The organism is Streptomyces klenkii (genome assembly GCF_003626645.1).
In the GTDB taxonomy this organism is placed as follows: domain Bacteria; phylum Actinomycetota; class Actinomycetes; order Streptomycetales; family Streptomycetaceae; genus Streptomyces; species Streptomyces klenkii.
The window spans coordinates 392,565-410,544 of the sequence record NZ_RBAM01000007.1 but is presented as its reverse complement, the minus strand read 5'-3'; the positions used below and the strand labels follow the sequence as shown (position 1 = coordinate 410,544).

Sequence of the window (17,980 nt, the reverse complement as noted above, 5' to 3'; positions counted from 1 at the left end):
GCGGCCATCAGCGCTGGTGCTCGCGGTGGGCCCGGAAGGGGTGGAGGAGATCGGAGAGGTGCCAGTGGTGCGCCTGGCCGGGCTCGCCGGAGCCCTCCGCCTTCTCCGCGCGCTCCCGGCGCGCCCGGTGCCACGGCTCCGGGCCGCCGGCGTGGAGCGGCCCCGCGGGGGCCTGCTGGGTGGCGGGGACCTCGTGGGCGGGGCGGTGCAGGACGTCCGCGATCAGGGAGACGCGGCCGGACCGCATGATGCGCACGACGTGCTCGCCGCAGTTCACGCAGGTGGGGCGGGTCAGCGGGGACGGGACGCGCTCGCCGTCCGCGTAGTAGATGACGAAGGGCCGACCCTCGGCGTCCGTGTGGTGCTTGATCTCGTACGACTGCTCCCAGCCGTGGCCGCACCGCATGCAGGCGAACGAGTACGACTCGTGCACCGTCTCCGTCTCCAGCACGGTCGGAGGTGCGGCGGCGGCGAATGTGCTGCGCTCGGGGACCGGCTGCGTGCCGGCTATCGAGTGGACACCGTTCGAGGTTCCTGCGATCTCGCTCATGGCAGCTCCTCTTGTCCTGAGGACAAGTCTCTCCGGGACCGGACGTCCCACAACCAGGGAACGCCCATCCCGGCGACGGCGCAGCAGCCTATCCCCCGAATTGGGGCAAACTTGGCGGTGTACTGCCCAAAGTCCCAGGTTGCCAGGCCTAAGCTTTGCTTTTCAGATTATCCCTTTACTGTCTTATGGGCCCTGGTGTGGCGCATTTTTTGCTGCGACGACCGCATCAAAGACCTCGCGCTTGGGTAGGCCTGCATCCGCAGCTACGGCCGCGATGGCCTCCTTCCGGCGCTCACCGGCCTCCTCGCGCGCCCGCACACGGCGCACGAGCTCCTCGGCGTCCAGCTCCTGGGGGCCGGGCTCGGGCGCGCCCTCCACGACGATCGTGATCTCGCCGCGCACGCCTTCGGCCGCCCAGGCCGCGAGGTCCTTCAGCGGGCCTCGCTTGACCTCCTCGTAGGTCTTCGTCAGCTCGCGGCAGACCGCGGCGCGGCGGTCCGCGCCGAAGGCCTCCGCCATGGCCGCGAGGGTGTCGTCCAGGCGGTGCGGGGCCTCGAAGTAGACGAGCGTGCGGCGCTCGGCGGCCACGTCGCGCAGGCGGGCGAGGCGCTCGCCGGCCTTGCGGGGCAGGAAGCCCTCGAAGCAGAAGCGGTCCACGGGCAGGCCGCTCACGGCCAGCGCCGTCAGCACGGCGGACGGGCCCGGCACGGCCGTCACCTTGATGTCCTGCTCGACGGCGGCCGCGACGAGGCGGTAGCCCGGGTCGGAGACGGAGGGCATGCCGGCGTCGGTGACCAGCAGCACGCGGGCGCCGCCGGCCAGGGCCTCCACCAGCTCGGGGGTGCGGGCCGACTCGTTGCCCTCGAAGTACGACACGACGCGGCCGGTCGTGTGCACGCCCAGCGCCTGGGTCAGCCTGCGCAGCCGGCGCGTGTCCTCCGCGGCGATCACCTCGGCGGCGGCGAGCTCGGCGGCGAGGCGGGGTGGGGCGTCGGCGACGTCCCCGATGGGAGTACCAGCAAGTACGAGCGTTCCAGTCACGCCCCCATCCTCCCAGGCGCGGGGGCGCCTCCGGCGCGGGTCGCGCGACGACGGGGGTTGCGCCCCCGTCGCGGCGGGGGCGGTGCCCCCGGCGGGGCGGGGTTCCTTGCCCGTGGCAAGAGTGCGTGTCCGGCCACCCGGCCGACAGGTAAAGCCGGCCTTAGCCTTCTTGCCGCGGGCAAGGAAGATCCGCCACAGCGGGGAGGTTCTTGCCCGGGCAGCGGGCCCGCCGCCTTGCCGCAGGCAAGCGGAGCCCGGTCCGGCACCGCCGGACGCCCCGGCGGGGGCTGATCGCCATCGCGGCGGGAGGTGTCTGCCCGGCACCGGGCAGCGGGCTCGCCTCCTTGCCGCAGGCAAGAAAGCCCCGCCGCGGCGGGAGGCGTTTGCCCTGGACGCCGGACGAGGGGCCCGCCCCTTGCCGCAGGCAAGACAATCCACCGCGGCGGCGCGCAACCACCCACGGCGGCTTCCGGCGGTGCCGGAACCGCCCCCCGCGCGAGCGGCCGGTCCGGCACCGCCGGATATCCCGGCGGGGGCCGATCGCCATCGCGGCGGGACGTCCTCGCCCGGCGCCGGGCGACAGGCTCCGCGTCGTGGCGGAGGCGATGCGGGCGAACATGCCCGGGCGGTGATCCGCCGGTCCACAGGCTGGTTCCCTACGATGGCGCGGTGACCAGTGACACCGCGACGCACGCCTCGCAAGGCCGGACGGCAGCCGAGCAACCGCCACCGTGGCAGCTCAGACTCCGCCGGTTCGGCTACGCGGCCCGGCCGCAGCAGGACGTGCGGGAGCGGCTCGTCCCCCCGTTCCCGGAGCCGGGGACGCGCGTGTGGTCACTGCTGGGCGTGCGGCAGGACGCCGCGCACCGCCTCGCCCGCTGGTCGGGCTGGACGAGCCCGCTGCTCGTCACCCTCTTCGCCGGCCTCATCCGCTTCTGGCACCTCGGCAGCCCCAAGGCCGTCATATTCGACGAGACCTACTACGCGAAGGACGCGTGGGCCCTGTGGAAGTACGGCTACGAGGCGAAGTGGCCGGACGACATCAACGACAAGGTCATCGGGGGCTGGTCCGACGTCGCGGACGCCCCCGGCTACGTCGTGCACCCGCCGGTCGGCAAGTGGGTCATCGGCCTGGGCGAGTGGCTCTTCGGGCTGAACCCCGTCGGCTGGCGCTTCATGGTGGCGGTGCTCGGCACCCTGTCCGTCCTGATGCTGTGCCGCATCGGCCGCCGCCTCTTCCGCTCCACGTTCCTCGGCTGCCTCGCGGGCGCGCTGATGGCCGTGGACGGCCTGCACTTCGTCATGAGCCGCACGTCGCTGCTCGACTCGGTGCTGATGTTCTTCGTGCTGGCGGCGTTCGGCTGCGTCCTGGTCGACCGGGACCGCTCTCGGGCCCGGCTGGCCGCCGCGCTGCCGGTCGGCCCGGACGGCACGGCCCGCCCCGACGACGGGGTCGGTGACGGCCTGCGGCTGGGCCCGCGCCCGTGGCGGATCGCCGCGGGCGTCTTCCTGGGCCTGGCCTGCGCCACGAAGTGGAACGGCATCGTCTTCCTGGCCGCGTTCGGCCTGATGATCGTCCTGTGGGACGCGGCGTCCCGGCGGACGGCGGGCGCGCGCCGCCCGTACCGCTCGGCGCTGCGCCGCGACGTGCCGTGGGCGTTCCTGTCGACCGTCCCGGTGGCGATCGCGGTCTATCTGGCGTCGTGGACCGGCTGGTTCGCGGGCAGCGGCACGTACGACAGGACGAACGGCTGGCAGCACAGCGGCTACAACCGGCACTGGGCCGAGAACGACGGCGGCTACAGCACGGACGGCTTCCTCGCCGGCGTCCTCAACCCGCTGCGCAGCCTGTGGAAGTACGAGCAGGAAGTGTGGCAGTTCAACACCACGCTCTCGTCGCCCCACACGTACCAGTCCAACCCGTGGAGCTGGCTCGTCCAGGCGCGCCCGGTCTCGTACTTCTACGAGTCGCCGAAGCCGGGCGAGGACGGCTGCCCGGTGGACGCGGCGGACAAGTGCGCGCGCGAGGTGCTCGCGCTGGGCACCCCGCTGCTGTGGTGGGCGGCGTGCTTCGCGCTGGCGTACCTGCTCTACCGGTGGGCGCTGCGGCGCGACTGGCGGGCGGGCGCGGTGCTGTGCGGGGTCGCGGCCGGCTACCTGCCGTGGTTCCTGTGGCAGGAGCGGACCATCTTCGTCTTCTACGCGGTGGTGTTCCTGCCGTTCCTGTGCCTGGCGCTGGCCATGATGATCGGCGCGATCCTGGGGCCGCCGGGGTCCTCGGAGCGGCGGCGGGTGGCGGGCGCGGTCGGTGCGGGCACGCTGGTGCTGCTGATCGCGTGGAACTTCATCTACTTCTGGCCGATCTACACCGGCCACGCGATCCCGGTGGACGCGTGGCGGAACCGGATGTGGTTCGACTCGTGGATCTGACGTCGCGTGATGTGACGTGATCTGACGTGACGTGACAGAGATCCGGCGTGGATCTGACGACAATTCAATAACCCTGAAGGATAGGTTCCGGCCATAGCCCCCTTCCCCGCCCCGGCCTTCCCGTAAAGTGCCCGCACAGAGGTTTTAATCGGATGATTAAACCGGTCGGGCGGGGAGGCCCGGTACGGGCCTGGAGGGGGAACACATGCACAAGGGAGCGAAGATCGCGATCGGCGTCGTGGCGACGGCGGTCGTGGGGGCGGCCGGCCTGGGCGCGTACAACCTGGTCGACGCGGTGGCGGGTGACGGCTCGACAGGCGCCCACGGCGAGCCCGCCCCGCTGAGAACCGGGCCGCCGACAGCGGCCGAGATCAAGAAGACCGCGCAGGACTTCCTCGCCGCGTGGGAGTCCGGCGACACGGCCAAGGCCGCCGCCCTGACCGACAACTCCGGCGCGGCGACCACCGCCCTCACCGGCTACCGCGAGACCGCCCACGTCGAGAAGGTGGCCCTCAAGCCGGGCACGCCGCAGGGCGCCAAGGTGCCGTTCTCGGTGAGCGCCGAGATCTCCTACGGCAAGCAGCGCTCGACGTGGACGTACGACTCCTCGCTCGACGTCGTCCGCGGGCGCACCACCGGGCAGGCGCTCGTCGACTGGCAGCCCTCGGTCGTCCACCCCAAGCTCGCGCGCGGCGAGACCCTGAGGACCGACGCGGGCGCGGCCCCGCAGGTCGACGCCGTCGACCGGAACGGCGCGAAGCTGGACGCCAAGGACTATCCCTCGCTCGCGTCCGTCCTGCCGCAGCTGCGCAAGCGGTTCGCGGAGGACGCGGGGGGTGCGCCGGGGGTGGAGGTGCAGGCCGTGCCGGAAGGCGGGGCGGAGGCCGCGGCCGGGCAGGGGATCGCCCCCAAGACGCTGTACGTCGTCTCCAAGGGCAAGCCCGCGACGCTGAAGACCACGTTCGACGCCGGGGTCCAGCGGGCGGCCGAGGCGGCCGTGAACCTCCGCGACGACGCGTCCGTCGTCGCCGTCAAGGCCAGTACGGGCGAGATCCTCGCCGTCGCCAACTCCAAGAAGACCGAGTTCAACACCGCGCTGATGGGGCAGACCGCGCCCGGCTCCACGATGAAGATCATCACGTCGGCGATGCTGCTGGAAGCCGGAAAGGCGTCCCCCGGCAAGCCGCTGCCGTGTCCGAAGTACGCCACGTACGGGATGCGCTTCCACAACGTGGAGGAGAGCGAGAACCCCGGCGCGACCTTCGCCCAGGACTTCGCGGCCTCCTGCAACACCGCCTTCATCTCGCTGGCGGGTGAGGTCGGCGACGGGGCGCTCGCGGCGGAGGCGCGGGACGTCTTCGGGCTCGGGCTGGAGTGGAAGACGGGCGTCGCCACGTTCGACGGCAGCGTGCCGGCCGAGTCCGGGGCGGGCAAGGCGGCGGCGATGATCGGACAGGGCAAGGTGCAGATGTCCGCGCTGAACGTCGCCTCGATGGCGGCGACGGTACGGGCCGGCTCCTTCCACCAGCCCTACGTCGTCGACCCGACGCTCGGCGACCGGCAGCTCGCGCGTGCGCCGCGGGCCCTGCCGGGGGGTGTCGCCGAGCAGCTGCGGGGCATGATGCGGCTCACCGCGACGGCGGGGACGGGCGCCCGGGCGATGTCCGGGCTCGGCCCGGACATCGGCGCGAAGACCGGCTCCGCGGAGGTCGACGGCCAGGCCGAGCCGAACGGCTGGTTCACCGCGTACCGCGGCGACGTCGCCGCGGCGGCGGTCGTCCCCCGGGGCGGCCACGGCGGCGACTCGGCGGGCCCGATCGTCGCGTCGGTCCTGCGGGCGTCCTAAGACCACCCGCACGACCGGCTGACGGCCCCGGCCGTCCCCTCCGCCCGCTCAGCCCGTACGGACGAATCCGGCGGTGCCGAGCCGGTCGCCAGGCCGGTCCGGCACCGCCGGGCTGCGCCAAGGGGGTTGAGCACCGCCGCGGCGGAGGGCGGTTGCCGGGCTCCCCGGCACGGGAAGGGGCCCGCGCGCAGCCCGCGGTCTTCCGCCGGCCGCGGCGGGTGCCTACCGTTGCCGTCCATGGAGGCCATGCGCCGTTTCGGCGGGTACGTCGTCCTCGTCACCGGCGCCGGTCGCGGCATCGGTGCCGCCACCGCGCGCCGACTCGCCGCGGAGGGCGCCCGCGTGCTCGTCACGGACCTCGACGGCGGCCGTGCCGACCGCGCCGCGGCCCGGCTTCGCGCGGACGGCCTCGGGGCCGAGGCGTACGCGTGCGACGTGGGCGACCGGGCGGCCGTCGAGGCGGCGGTGGCGCACGCCGTGGAGCGGTTCGGCGGGCTGGACGTCCTGGTCAACAACGCGTACTCGTTCCACTCCGACCCCCCGCTCGTCGAGGACGTCACCGACGAGACCTGGTCCCGGGACCTCGACATCACCCTGACCGGCGCGTTCCGCTGTGTCCGGGCCGCCATGCCGCACCTGGCCGCCGCACCGGACGGCCGCGGCGCCGTCGTCAGCATCGGCTCCGTCAACGGCGAGCAGGACTACGGCAACCACGCCTACAGCGCCGCCAAGGCCGGCCTCGCGGGCCTGACCCGCACCCTGGCCGGGCAGTGCGCGCCCCGGGGCGTACGGGTCAACCTCGTCGCCCCCGGCACGGTCCGCACGCCCGGCTGGGACGACCGGCCGGGCGCGCTGGAACGGGCGGCGGGGCAGTACCCGCTGGGGCGGGTCGGCGAGCCGGAGGACATCGCGGCGGCCGTCGCCTTCCTCGCCTCGCGCGACGCCTCGTGGATCACGGGCGTCACCCTCCCCGTGGACGGCGGCATCCTCATCGGCAACATCGGCTTGCAGCGGGCGTTCAAGGGGCAGTGAGCGCGTAGCGCGGCGGCCATCAGCCCGCCTCGCCTCACCACACCTCACCCCGCGTGCAGCATCATCCCTATCCCCGCCACCATCAGCCCCGCCGCCGCCATCCTCGGCGCCCCGAACCGCTCCTTGAAGAACACCGCACCGATCGCCGCCCCCACCAGGATCGACGACTCCCGCAGCGCCGAGATCGGCGCGAGGTCCGCCCGCGTCTGCGCCCACAGCACCAGCCCGTACGCGGCCACCGACAGCACCCCGCCCAGCAGCCCCCGCACCGCGAACGGCCGGATCTGCGCCGCGAACCCGCCGCGCCGCGTCACCATCGCGTACACCGGGATCGGAAGCCCTTCCAGGATCATCAGCCACGCGATGTAGCCGAGCGGCGTCCCGGAGGCGCGGACGCCGAGGCCGTCCACGACCGTGTACGCGGCGATAGCGAGGCCCGTGGCCGCGGCCGCGGCGATCGCCGCCCAGTGCGGCCGCTTCCCCGAGCCGCGGATCCCCCAGAGCGCGAGCCCGACCAGCCCGGCCGAGGCCACGAGGACGCCCGCCGCCTGCCAGCCGCCGGGCGTCTCGCCGGCGAACGCGGCGGCCAGCACGGTGACCGCGAGCGGCGCCGTGCCACGGGCGATCGGGTACATCTGCCCGAAGTCGCCGAGCGTGAACGACCGCATGAGCAGCAGCTGGTAGACGACGTGCAGGACCGCGGAGCCCAGCAGGTACGGCCAGGCCGCGCCCGCCGGCAGGGGGACGAAGCCCGCCATCGCGACCCCGCACAGCGCCCCGCCGCCTCCGACGAGCGTGAAGGCGAGGAGCTGGTCCTTGATGCCGTGCGCGACGGCGTTCCAACTGGCGTGCGTGATGGCGGCTATGAGGACGGCCGTGGCGACCAATGGCGTCATGGTTCAGGACGCTAGCGCTGTGTGTAGAGCGCACGCGATGACGTGCGTCTCACGCCCGCCTCACGCCCGCCCCCACGCCTGCCCCCCCACGCCCGCCTCACGCCGCGGGGCGCCGCGCCCGTCCCGCCGTCTCCACGAGCAGCCAGCCCGCCCCGCACATCAGGACGGTGACGGGGGCCGTGACCCGTACCGCGACGAGCACGGCGGAGTGCCCCTCCAGGAGCCCGCCGAAGCCCACCATGGACAGCCCGAGCACGCCGAAGAGGGCGAGCGTGACGCCGAGCGCGGCGGCGGGAGCGGCGCCGCGCCGGGCGGCGGACGTCCCCGCGGAAGCGGAAGCGGAAGCGGAAGCAGAGGCGGAAGCGGGCGCCGGCGGCTGCTCGGCCCTGCGGAAGACCGCGACGAGGAGCGCCGTGACGCCCGCCGCGGCCGCGAGGCGGAGCGGGACGTGCAGCCACCAGGCCGCGCTCGCGGGCGCCGGCAGGGACACGTGCGCCGCGAGCATCGCCCCGTACACGCCCAGCATTGCCGTGAGGTGCCACAGGAACGCCGTCATCGCGATGCCGTTCGCGGCGACGACCGTGCGCCAGACGCGGGGGCGGGCCACCGCGCGGGTCATGGGGCCGCGCAGCAGCTCGACCGCGCCGATCAGCCACATGCCGTGGCAGAGCAGGGCGGCGGTGGGCGGCGCCATGTTGCTGATCTTCTCGCCCGGCATGCCCACCATCGACAGCGGGTACGGGCCGGAGGCGACGAGGGCGACGGCCCCGGCGAGTCCCGCGGCGGCGAGGAGCGCCGGGTGGCGCAGGCGCCCGTCCGCGCGGAGGAAGCCGAGCTGGTGGACGGCCAGCCAGACGAAGGCGAAGTTGAGGAACTCCACGTACGGGACGCCGGCGGCGAAGCGCAGGACGTCGACGGCCGCGGCCGCGGCGGCCAGGGCGGCGAACGCGCCCCAGCCGTAGCGCTCGTGGAGGCGCAGGAGGGGCGGCGTGAAGGCCACCATGGCGAGGTAGATGCCGATGAACCACAGCGGCTGGGCGACGAGCCGGGCGGCGACGTCCGTCAGGTTCCCGCTCCCGCCGGCCAGTTGCACGGCGAGCGCGCCCGCGCCCCACACGGCGACGAAGAGCATCGTGGGGCGGAGGAGGCGCTGGAGGCGGGCGCGGAGGAAGAGCGCGTAGGCGGGGGCTCCGCCGGCGCGGCGGGTGAGGGAGCGGTACGAGAGGGCGTGCGAGAAGCCGCCGACGAAGAAGAACACCGGCATGACCTGGAGGAACCAGGTCAGCAGTTGCAGCTTCGGCTCGACCGCGAGGAGGTTGCCGACGGCGGCGCGGCCGTCGTCGTCCACGGTGACGGCCGCCATGAGCCAGTGCCCGAACACGACGGTCCCGAGGGACGCCACGCGCAGCAGGTCGATGACGCGGTCGCGCCCGCCGGGCGTCGCCGCGGCGATGTCTCGCGCGCTCATTTTCGTTCCCATGAGCGTGAGCCTCGCTCGCGCGGGCGACCGCCCACCAGCGCCGGGGTACTCAGATCGCTTCTGAGTACCCCCGGGGGCAACGGGCGACTACGCCGACAGCGCGCGGGAGACCGCGCGGACCAGGGCCTGGGCGCGGGGGTCCGCCGTGACGTTCTTCTGCATGCCGTTCGTGACGTAGGCGAAGGACAGGCCGGACTCCGGGTCGGCGAAGGCCAGGGAGCCGCCGCGGCCCGGGTGGCCGAAGGAGCCGGGGGCCAGGAGCGGGGAGGCCGGGCCGTGGAGCATGTAGCCGAGGCCGAAGCGGGTGTTGACGACGAGGACCTTGTCCGGCCCGGCGGACTCCTCCGTGCGGGCCAGGGTCAGCGTCGCGGGGGCGAAGAGGCGCCGTACGCCGTCCACGTCGCCGATGAGGGAGGCGTAGAAGCGGGCGAGGGCGTCGGCCGTGGCGATGCCCGCGGAGGCGGGCAGTTCGGCGGCGCGGTAGGCCGGGTCGTTCTCGTCCGCCGCCGGGGAGATCGCGGCGAAGGCGCGCCGGGTCAGGGACTCCGGGTCGCCGTAGGCGTCCGTGACGGACTGCTTGGGGCGCACGCGCAGGCCCGCCGAGGGCGCGGCGGCGGCCGGCGGCTCGATGTCGGCGATGCGCCCGGCGCGGGCGGCCTGCTCGGCCTCCGGCATGCCGATCCACAGGTCCAGACCCAGCGGCCCGGCTATCTCCTGGGCGACCCAGCGGCCGATGGGCCGCCCGGTGATGCGCTCGACGAGCTCGCCGATCAGCCAGCTGTACGTCTGGGCGTGGTAGCCGTGCGCCGTGCCGGGCTCCCAGGCCGGGGCCTGGGCGGCGACGGCCGCGGGGCCGCTGACGCCGTCGATCGCCTGCGCCGGGGTGAGGGGCACGTCGAGGGCGGGCAGGCCGGCGCGGTGCGAGAGGAGGTGCCGGACGAGGACGCGCTCCTTGCCGGCCGCCTTGAACTCGGGCCAGTACGTGCCGACGGGCGCGTCCAGGTCGACCTGGCCGCGCTGGTGCAGGAGCAGCAGGACGGCCGCGGCGACGCCCTTCGTGGCGGAGCGGACGATCTGCGCGGTGCCGTGCCGCCACGGCTCCTCGCCGCCGTCGGCGTCGCGCACGCCGCCCCACAGGTCCGCGACCTTGCGCCCCTCGCGGTACACGGCGACCGCCGCGCCCCGCTCGCCGCGCCGGGCGAAGTTCTCCGCGAAGGCGTCCCGGACCGGTTCGAAACCGTCCGTCACCGTGCCCTGGACGTCCACCACTGTTGCCTGCTCCTGTGCCGATTGCTGCAAATTCCTCCACCCATGGTGCAACGTGTTCGTCAATGCGCGTAGACCGGGGTGGACGGAGTCCGTCAGCCGCGGGCCGTCCCGGCGGCCGCGCCGGGCCGTGCGGCGCCCGGGAGGCGCGGGGTGCGCGGGTCGAAGCCGAACGGCAGTTCCAGCCGGTGCGCCCGCATGAGGTCCTCGTCACACAGCAGGTCGCGGGTCGGGCCGTCGGCCGCGATGACGCCGTCGCTGAGGACGACGGAGCGCTCGCAGAGCTCCAGGGCGTACGGGAGGTCGTGCGTGACCATGAGCACCGTCACGTCCAGGGAGCGCAGGATGTCCGCGAGCTCGCGGCGGGAGGCCGGGTCGAGGTTGGAGGACGGCTCGTCCAGGACGAGGATCTCCGGCTCCATGGCGAGGACGGTCGCCACGGCGACCCGGCGGCGCTGCCCGAAGGACAGGTGGTGCGGGGGGCGGTCCGCGTAGCCGGCCATGCCGACCTGCGCCAGGGCCTTCTCCACGCACGCCGCGAGCTCGGCGCCGCGCAGGCCCGCGGCGGCCGGGCCGAACGCGACGTCCTCGCGGACGGTCGGCATGAACAACTGGTCGTCGGGGTCCTGGAAGACGATGCCGACCCGGCGGCGGACCTCGGCGAGGTTCCGCTTCTCGACGGGCAGGCCCGCGACGCGGACCGTGCCGAGGCCGCCGCCGAGGACGCCGTTGAGGTGCAGGACGAGGGTCGTCTTGCCGGCGCCGTTCGGGCCGAGGAGCGCGACGCGCTCGCCGCGGGCGACCTCCAGGTCGACGCCGAAGAGGGCCTGGTGGCCGTCGGGGTAGGCGTAGGCGAGGCCGGAGACGGCGAGGGAGGGGGCGTCGGCCGTGCGGGGTGCGGCGGTCATGTGAGGGTCCATCCGGTCAGGCAGACCGCGAGGGCGGCCAGCGGCAGCGTGGCGGCGTACGTCCACTGCGTACGGGTCGCGGGCGCGTCGTCGGTCACCGGCATCGTGCCGGTGTAGCCCCGGCTGACCATCGCCAGGTGGACGCGCTCGCCGCGCTCGTAGGAGCGGATGAACAGCGCGCCCGCGGACCTGGCCAGCACGCCCCAGTGGCGCACGCCGCGGGCGGTGAAGCCGCGGGATTCGCGGGCGATGCGCATCCGGCGCATCTCGTCGGTCACCACGTCCCCGTAGCGGATCATGAACGAGGCGATCTGGACGAGCAGCGGGGGCATGCGCAGCCGCTCCAGGCCGAGGAGCAGCGAGCGGAGCTCCGTCGTCGAGGCGAGCACGACGGAGGCGGCGACGCCGAGGGTGCCCTTGGCCAGGACGTTCCAGGCGCCCCAGAGGCCGGGGCCGCTGAGCGGCAGCCCGAGCAGGTGCGCCACCGGCTCGCCCGGCACGACGAACGGCATGAGCAGCGCGAACGCCACGAACGGGATCTCGATCAGCAGGCGGCGGAGCAGGAACGCGGCGGGGATGCGGGCCGCTGCCGCCGCGGCGGCGATCAGCACCGCGTACAGGGCGAACGCCCAGACCGCCTCGCGCGGGGTCGCCACGACGGTGACGACGAAGGCCAGGACGGCTGCGATCTTGCAGTGCGGGGGGAGGGAGTGCACGGGGGTGCGGGCGGGGCGGTAGAGCTTGTGGGTGTGGCCGGCGGACATGTCAGAGCGCTGCCGACTCGGATGCGGCGCGGGCCGCCGTGCGGGTGCGCTTCCAGCGCAGGGTGAAGAAGACGCCCGTGCCGGCGGCGAGGGTGGCGCCCACGCCGATCACTCCGGCCAGGCCGCCGGAGAGGCGCTCGTCCGCGACGTCCTTGACCTGGTAGTCGGCCAGGGGGGAGTCCTTGGCGGCGTGCGCTTCTTCCTTGCTGTCGATGCCCTTGTCGTGGGCGACCTTTTCGAGGCCGTCGGGGCTGGTGGAGGCGTAGTAGCTGAGCCCGCCGGCACAGACGAGGGCGGCGGCGACGCCGGCCATCCAGAGGCGCGCGACGCTGCGGCGCGGGGCCGTCTTCTCCGCCGCGACGGCGTCCGCCCCGTCCGGACCTGTCCGGCGGTGCCGGTCCTCGCTCAGGCTGCCGGGCACCGCCGGGCCGCGCCGCGGGGCCTGATCGCCGTCGCGGCGGGAGGAGGCTGCCGGGCTTCCCGGCACGGAAGAGGCGGTCCCGGCCCCGTCGGGGCGGAAGGCGTTCGCCGGGCGCACCCTGCGCAGTTCCAGGGGGCGCATCAAGTCCCGCGCCCCGTGGACCAGGTCCGGGCGGACCGCCGCCACCGCGCTGACCGTCAGCGCGGTGATCACGGCCTCGCCGAGGCCGATCAGGACGTGGACGCCGACCATGGCCGTGAACACCTGGCCCACCGGGACGTCCGTCGTCCCCCCGAGCGCGTAGATCAGGGTGAACGCCGCCGCGGCGGCCGGCACGGAGACGAGGGCCGCGGCGAAGGACGCCGCGGTCAGGCCCGTGCGCCCCCGCGGCAGCAGCCGCACCAGCACGCGGAAGATCCCGTAGGCCACCACCGTCGTGACGATGCCCATGTCGGTGATGTTGACGCCGAGCGCGGTGAGCCCGCCGTCCGCGAAGAGGACGCCCTGCATGAGCAGGACGACGGATATGCAGAGCACTCCCGTGTACGGGCCGACGAGTATCGCCGCGAGCGCGCCTCCCAGCAGGTGTCCGCTGGTGCCCGCCGCGACGGGGAAGTTCAGCATCTGGACGGCGAAGATGAACGCCGCGACGAGGCCGGCCAGCGGCGCGGCCTTGTCGTCGAGCTCGCGCCGGGCGCCGCGCAGGCTCACGGCGACGGCCGCCGCGGCCACGGCGGCGGTGGCGGCGGAGACCGGCGCGTTGATGAATCCGTCGGGTACGTGCATGGCGTCGCCCCTCACTTCCTGCCCGCAACGGGCCGCTCGATGATAGGGGCTCTCTGCGAATCGTTCGCAAGAGCTCGCATCGCGCTTCTGCGCGCCCCTCGCCCCTCCGTGCGCCTCCCCCGGTGGCGGCCGCCGCCCATCGCCCGAATGCTGGGCCTATGACCACGGCCACCCCGGCGACCACGGCCCCGCCCGTGCTCAGCCGCCGCCGCACGAACCTGGTCTTCGTCACGATCGTGCTCGGCATGCTGCTCGCGGCCCTCGACCAGACGATCGTCTCGACCGCGCTGCCGACGATCGTCGCGGACCTCGGCGGCGGCGGGCACATGGCCTGGGTGGTCACGGCGTACCTGCTGGCCGAGACCGTCGCGACCGTCCTCGTCGGCAAGTTCGGCGACCTCTTCGGCCGGAAGGTCGTCTTCCAGCTCAGTGCGGTGGTCTTCACGGCCGGTTCGGTCTTCGCGGGCGCCGCCGGCTCCATGGCGATGCTGATCGCGGCGCGGGCCGTGCAGGGCGCGGGCGGCGGCGGGCTGATGGTCACCGCGATGGCGCTGATCGCGGACGTGATCCCGCTGCGCGAGCGCGGCAGGTACCAGGGCGCGCTGGGCGCGGTCTTCGGGGTGACGACGGTGGTCGGCCCGACCCTGGGCGGCGTCTTCACCGATCACGCGACGTGGCGGTGGTGCTTCTACGTCAACGTGCCCGTCGCCGTCGTCATGGTCGTGATGGCCGCCCGCACGATCCCCGTCGTCCGGTCGGCCGTGCGGCCGGTGATCGACTACCTGGGCATCGCCCTGGTCGCGGCGGGCGCCTCCGCGCTCGTCCTCGGCCTGGAGTGGGGCGGCAACACGTACGCGTGGGGCTCGGCGGTGATCGTCGGCCTCTTCGCGGGCGCGGTCGTCCTGCTGACCGGCTTCGTCCTGGTGGAGCTGCGGGCGCGGGAGCCCATGCTGCCCATGCACCTCTTCCGCAACCCCGTCTTCACCGTCTGCTCCCTCCTCAGCTTCATCGTCGGCTTCGCGATGCTGGGCGCGCTGACGTACCTGCCGACGTACTTGCAGTACGTGGACGGGGTGTCGGCGACGATGTCGGGCGTGCGGGCGCTGCCGATGGTCGCGGGGCTGCTGGGCGCGTCCATGGTCTCGGGCATCGTGATCAGCCGCACCGGCCGCTACCGCTGGTTCCCCGTCGCCGGGATGGCGGTCATGGCGCTGGGGCTGTTCCTGATGTCGACGATGGGGGCGTCGACGGGGGCGTGGCTGGAGTCCCTGTACATGTTCGTGCTGGGGGCCGGGATCGGGCTGGCCATGCAGGTGCTGACGATCGCCGTGCAGAACACGGTCCCGTACCACGAGCTGGGCACGGCCACCTCCGGCGTCACGTTCTTCCGCACGCTCGGCAGCTCCTTCGGGACGGCCATCTTCGGCACGCTCTACAGCAACCGGCTCAAACCGAACCTGGAGGAGGCGCTGCTGCGCTCGCCCGGCGTGCCGCCGTCCGCCGTGGTCAGCCCGCAGCGGCTGGCCGCGCTGCCGCCCGCGCAGGCCCGGCCGGTCGTCGACGCGTACGCGGAGACCGTGAACTACGTCTTCCTGTGGGTCGTGCCGGTGGCGCTGGCGGGCTTCGTGGCGGCGTGGTTCCTCAAGGAGGTGCCGCTGCGCGACAGCGCGCGGGCCGGGGCGGCCGACATGGGCGAGGGCTTCGCGGCGCCGGACTCCGCGGAGGCGGAGCGGCAGCTGGAGCGGGCGGTCGCGGGCATGCTGCGCAAGGCCGGGGGGCCGGTGGGGCGGCAGATGCTGGCGGAGTCGGGCAGTCCGCTCGATCCGGCGGAGGCGTGGACGCTGGGCCAGATCCACTGGCGGCTGCGCGTGCGCGGCGAGGCGACGCTGTCGTCGGTGGCGGCCGCGCACCGGATGCCGCCGGAGGCGCTGGAGCCGGTGTTCGTACGGACGGCGGGGGCGGGGTACGCGCGGGTGGACGGCGACGTGCTGTCGCTGACGCCCGCGGGCGAGGCGGAGATCGAGCGGCTGGCCGCGACGTGGCGCTCGTGGCTCGCCGACCGCCTGGACGACTGGGACCCGGGCGCCCCGGAGGACCGCGCCCGCCTCGACCGCGCGCTGGACGCCCTGGCGGCCCGCCTCCTGGAGGAGTCGGAGGAGGAGGACGAACGGGTGGGGGTGTGACGGCGGCGGCCTCCCGCGCGCGGCGGCCTCCTCAGATGAGTGAATTCGTCATAATATATGCAGTTTTGACCTCTCTTTGGGCAATTCCTCTTGACAGCTACATCGGCCACATCGGCATCCGCAGCAGCCACGAGGAGATGCGTCATGAGCCGGTCCAGACGCCTGGTCATCACCTTCGCCACCGCCGCCGCCCTCCTTCCGGCGGCCCTCCCCGGAACCGCGGCCCGGGCCACTCCCCCGCCGCCCGGACCCGACGCCCCGCAGTCCGGGCACCACCGGGCCCCGCTGGACTACGACGAGAACGAATGCGAAGGCGCCACGGCGGACGAGGGCGACGTCTTCGCACCCCCCAAGACCGACACGACCGGCCACCCGGCGGGCACGCACGCGCAGCCACCGCACGCCCAGCCGCCGCACGCGCAGCCACCGCACGCGCAGACCTCGCACACGCGGCCCGCGCACCACCGCGTCCTCCCGCAGAAGTGGCCCCGGAACGTGCCGGACACCAAGGAGGCCGTGCGCATGCTGGGCGACCTCAAGGTCAGGACGTTCAACAGCAGGGGCTACCAGCGCAAGTACTTCGGCGGCTCCTCCTGCTGGGTCCGGCACGGCATCGACCAGTGCACCACCCGGGAGGTCGCCCTCAAGCTCCAGTCCGTCGTCCCCGCGAAGCTCGACGGCCGGTGCAAGGTCGTCGGCGGCCGCTGGCACAGCGAGTACGACAACAGGGACATGGCCGACCCGGCGCACGTCGACATCGACCACATCGTGCCGCTGCGGCAGGCGTGGGGGGCCGGGGCCCACGACTGGACGGACCGGAAGCGGCGGGAGTTCGCCAACGACCTGACCGCCTCGCCGGAGCTGGTCGCCGTGTCCACCTGGTCCAACCGGCGAAAGATGGACAAGGGCCCGGACCAGTGGATGCCGGCGGCCGGAGCGGAGTGCAACTACAGCCGGGCCTGGATCGGGGTGAAGGACTACTACGGGCTGAGCGTCACCACCTCCGAGAAGGCCAAGCTCACCCAGGTCCTGTCCGGCTGCCGGGACTGACCGGCCGCCGGGGCCGGCCGCGGCGGCCCCGGCCGTGCCCCGGAGCCGGGCGGTGCTACAGCGCCGCCCGGCTCCCGGTGCTCACCGGCGCCGTCGCCGTGGCCGCGCTCCGGGCGGCGTCCGCGACCTGCGCCGCCGTCAGGACGTAGCCCGTCTCCGCGTCGGACGTGGAGCGGGCGAAGACGACGCCGTAGACCTGCCCGGAGGGGGTCAGGAGCGGGCCGCCCGAGTTGCCCGGGCGGATCGTGGACCGTACGGAGTACACCTGGCGGGTGGTCACGCCGTCGCCGTAGATGTCCTGGCCCTTGGCGCGGAGCTCGTTGGCGACCGTGGCCGCGCGGACGTCGAGGCCGCCGTTCTCCGGGAAGCCCGCGACGATCGCCGCGTCGCCGCGCTTGGCGCTCTTGTCGAACGGCAGCACGGGGGCCCGCAGGCCGGGCACGTCCAGGACGGCGACGTCCGTGCGCGGGTCGAAGAGCACGACCTTCGCCTGGTAGGCCTTGCCGACGCCGCCCACGCGCACGGTGGGGGTCCGCACCCCCGCCACGACGTGGGCGTTCGTCATCACGTGCTGCGCGGCGTAGACGAAGCCGCTGCCCTCCTGGCCGCGGCGGCCCTCGCCCGTGTCGGCGACGCCCTCGACCTTGACCACGCTCTCGCGGGCGACGCGCTGCGCGGCCGGGGTGACGGTGTCGCCGGACGGCTCGGGGACGCCGGTCGCCGGCTCGTTCTCGAACGGGTTGAAGACCTGCGGGAAGCCCGCGCCCGTCAGGGCGTCCGTGGTGCGGCTGAACCACGTGGGGGCCTGCTCGGGCATCGCCTTCTGCACGGCCCCGAGGAGGGTGGAGTCCTTGATCTGGCGGGAGAGGAGCGGGGAGTTCGCCGAGACGAGCACGCTCGCGGCGACCCAGGCCACGAGGAGCACGGCCAGGGAGTTCACGGCGGCGCCGCCTATGCCGTCCACGCCCCGGACCGGGGCCCAGGTGAGCTTGCGGCGCAGCCCGTAGGCGAGGCGGCCGGCCAGGGCGTGGCCGATCCCCGCCGGGACGAGGACCACGAGGACGGCGACGACCGCCGAGGCGGCCGACCCCGCGTCGAACGGCTCCAGGGCGAACGGCAGCGCCCACACGCCGAGGACGGCTCCGCCGAGGAAGCCGGCGAGCAGCACGACGCTCGCCACGAGGCCGCGGCGGTAGCCGGAGACGGCGTAGCCGATGACGACGAGCAACAGCAGCAGATCGAGCAGGTTCAACGTGGAGCCCTTTCCTTCGCACGCGCCCCCGACACGCTCCCCGGGTCGTCGACCCGTGGACTGGGGAAAACGCGA

Annotated in this window: 14 protein-coding genes; 5 read left to right on the top strand and 9 right to left on the bottom strand. The window is 74.1% G+C overall.

Going from position 1 to position 17,980, the window contains the following annotated elements:
* Positions 1-7: 7 nt before the first annotated feature.
* Together D7231_RS19470 and rsmI are read right to left on the bottom strand one after the other, a co-directional pair.
* Positions 8-550, bottom strand: a complete 543-nt coding sequence (locus D7231_RS19470; RefSeq protein ID WP_120756733.1) for a hypothetical protein — start codon at positions 548-550, stop codon at positions 8-10.
* Positions 551-733: 183 nt separating this feature from the next.
* Positions 734-1,591 carry a 16S rRNA (cytidine(1402)-2'-O)-methyltransferase gene (gene rsmI, locus D7231_RS19465; RefSeq protein ID WP_120756732.1) on the bottom strand — a complete coding sequence of 286 codons (858 nt, stop codon included), beginning with the start codon at positions 1,589-1,591 and terminating at the stop codon, positions 734-736.
* Between the two features lie 669 nt (positions 1,592-2,260).
* On the opposite strand from rsmI, the gene D7231_RS19460 reads away from it, so the two are divergent.
* The 3 genes from D7231_RS19460 to D7231_RS19450 all read left to right on the top strand — a co-directional run bounded on the left by D7231_RS19460 (position 2,261) and on the right by D7231_RS19450 (position 6,899).
* Positions 2,261-4,021: a dolichyl-phosphate-mannose--protein mannosyltransferase gene (locus D7231_RS19460; protein ID WP_120756731.1), complete on the top strand. Its 1,761-nt coding sequence runs from the start codon at positions 2,261-2,263 to the stop codon at positions 4,019-4,021.
* A gap of 205 nt (positions 4,022-4,226) precedes the next feature.
* Positions 4,227-5,867: a penicillin-binding transpeptidase domain-containing protein gene (locus tag D7231_RS19455; protein ID WP_120756730.1), complete on the top strand. Its 1,641-nt coding sequence runs from the start codon at positions 4,227-4,229 to the stop codon at positions 5,865-5,867.
* A gap of 246 nt (positions 5,868-6,113) precedes the next feature.
* A complete protein-coding gene (locus D7231_RS19450) occupies positions 6,114-6,899 on the top strand; it encodes an SDR family NAD(P)-dependent oxidoreductase (RefSeq protein WP_120756729.1) in 786 nt (261 codons plus the stop codon).
* A 44-nt stretch (positions 6,900-6,943) separates the two neighbouring features.
* Here D7231_RS19450 and D7231_RS19445 read toward each other — a convergent pair whose 3' ends face one another.
* The 6 genes from D7231_RS19445 to D7231_RS19420 all read right to left on the bottom strand — a co-directional run bounded on the left by D7231_RS19445 (position 6,944) and on the right by D7231_RS19420 (position 13,420).
* Positions 6,944-7,795: a DMT family transporter gene (locus D7231_RS19445; RefSeq protein WP_120756728.1), complete on the bottom strand. Its 852-nt coding sequence runs from the start codon at positions 7,793-7,795 to the stop codon at positions 6,944-6,946.
* Between the two features lie 97 nt (positions 7,796-7,892).
* Positions 7,893-9,263, bottom strand: a complete 1,371-nt coding sequence (locus D7231_RS19440) for an acyltransferase family protein (RefSeq protein ID WP_422396740.1) — start codon at positions 9,261-9,263, stop codon at positions 7,893-7,895.
* Positions 9,264-9,362: 99 nt separating this feature from the next.
* Positions 9,363-10,544, bottom strand: coding sequence for a serine hydrolase domain-containing protein (locus D7231_RS19435; protein WP_120756726.1), 1,182 nt, complete (start codon positions 10,542-10,544; stop codon positions 9,363-9,365).
* Between the two features lie 92 nt (positions 10,545-10,636).
* Positions 10,637-11,449 (bottom strand): energy-coupling factor ABC transporter ATP-binding protein, encoded by an 813-nt coding sequence (locus tag D7231_RS19430; RefSeq protein WP_120756725.1) that lies wholly within the window; start codon positions 11,447-11,449, stop codon positions 10,637-10,639.
* Entirely contained in the window at positions 11,446-12,213 is a 768-nt protein-coding gene (gene cbiQ, locus D7231_RS19425; protein WP_120756724.1) for a cobalt ECF transporter T component CbiQ, read from the bottom strand. The genes D7231_RS19430 and cbiQ overlap by 4 nt, the downstream gene beginning before the upstream one ends.
* 1 nt (position 12,214) lies before the next feature.
* Positions 12,215-13,420 carry an energy-coupling factor ABC transporter permease gene (locus tag D7231_RS19420; protein ID WP_120756723.1) on the bottom strand — a complete coding sequence of 402 codons (1,206 nt, stop codon included), beginning with the start codon at positions 13,418-13,420 and terminating at the stop codon, positions 12,215-12,217.
* Positions 13,421-13,578: 158 nt separating this feature from the next.
* Between D7231_RS19420 and D7231_RS19415 the strand changes: the two genes are divergently transcribed.
* Together D7231_RS19415 and D7231_RS19410 are read left to right on the top strand one after the other, a co-directional pair.
* A complete protein-coding gene (locus D7231_RS19415; RefSeq protein ID WP_120756722.1) occupies positions 13,579-15,603 on the top strand; it encodes an MDR family MFS transporter in 2,025 nt (674 codons plus the stop codon).
* Between the two features lie 144 nt (positions 15,604-15,747).
* Complete coding sequence (locus D7231_RS19410; RefSeq protein WP_120756721.1) at positions 15,748-16,653, top strand: HNH endonuclease family protein; 906 nt, start codon at positions 15,748-15,750, stop codon at positions 16,651-16,653.
* 55 nt (positions 16,654-16,708) lie between these two features.
* Here the strand turns inward: D7231_RS19410 and D7231_RS19405 are convergent, their stop codons facing one another.
* Positions 16,709-17,905 carry a MarP family serine protease gene (locus D7231_RS19405; protein ID WP_120756720.1) on the bottom strand — a complete coding sequence of 399 codons (1,197 nt, stop codon included), beginning with the start codon at positions 17,903-17,905 and terminating at the stop codon, positions 16,709-16,711.
* Between the last annotated feature and the right edge of the window lie 75 nt (positions 17,906-17,980).

What these genes read in the sequence shown, in the direction of transcription:
- D7231_RS19415 (WP_120756722.1), top strand. Translation starts at nt 13,579, where the DNA reads ATGACCACGGCCACCCCGGCGACCACGGCCCCGCCCGTGCTCAGCCGC.
- D7231_RS19455 (WP_120756730.1), top strand. Translation starts at nt 4,227, where the DNA reads ATGCACAAGGGAGCGAAGATCGCGATCGGCGTCGTGGCGACGGCGGTC.
- D7231_RS19450 (WP_120756729.1), top strand. Translation starts at nt 6,114, where the DNA reads ATGCGCCGTTTCGGCGGGTACGTCGTCCTCGTCACCGGCGCCGGTCGC.
- D7231_RS19470 (WP_120756733.1), bottom strand. Translation starts at nt 550, where the DNA reads ATGAGCGAGATCGCAGGAACCTCGAACGGTGTCCACTCGATAGCCGGC.
- D7231_RS19445 (WP_120756728.1), bottom strand. Translation starts at nt 7,795, where the DNA reads ATGACGCCATTGGTCGCCACGGCCGTCCTCATAGCCGCCATCACGCAC.
- D7231_RS19410 (WP_120756721.1), top strand. Translation starts at nt 15,748, where the DNA reads ATGAGCCGGTCCAGACGCCTGGTCATCACCTTCGCCACCGCCGCCGCC.
- cbiQ (WP_120756724.1), bottom strand. Translation starts at nt 12,213, where the DNA reads ATGTCCGCCGGCCACACCCACAAGCTCTACCGCCCCGCCCGCACCCCC.
- D7231_RS19420 (WP_120756723.1), bottom strand. Translation starts at nt 13,420, where the DNA reads ATGCACGTACCCGACGGATTCATCAACGCGCCGGTCTCCGCCGCCACC.
- D7231_RS19430 (WP_120756725.1), bottom strand. Translation starts at nt 11,449, where the DNA reads ATGACCGCCGCACCCCGCACGGCCGACGCCCCCTCCCTCGCCGTCTCC.
- D7231_RS19440 (WP_422396740.1), bottom strand. Translation starts at nt 9,263, where the DNA reads ATGAGCGCGCGAGACATCGCCGCGGCGACGCCCGGCGGGCGCGACCGC.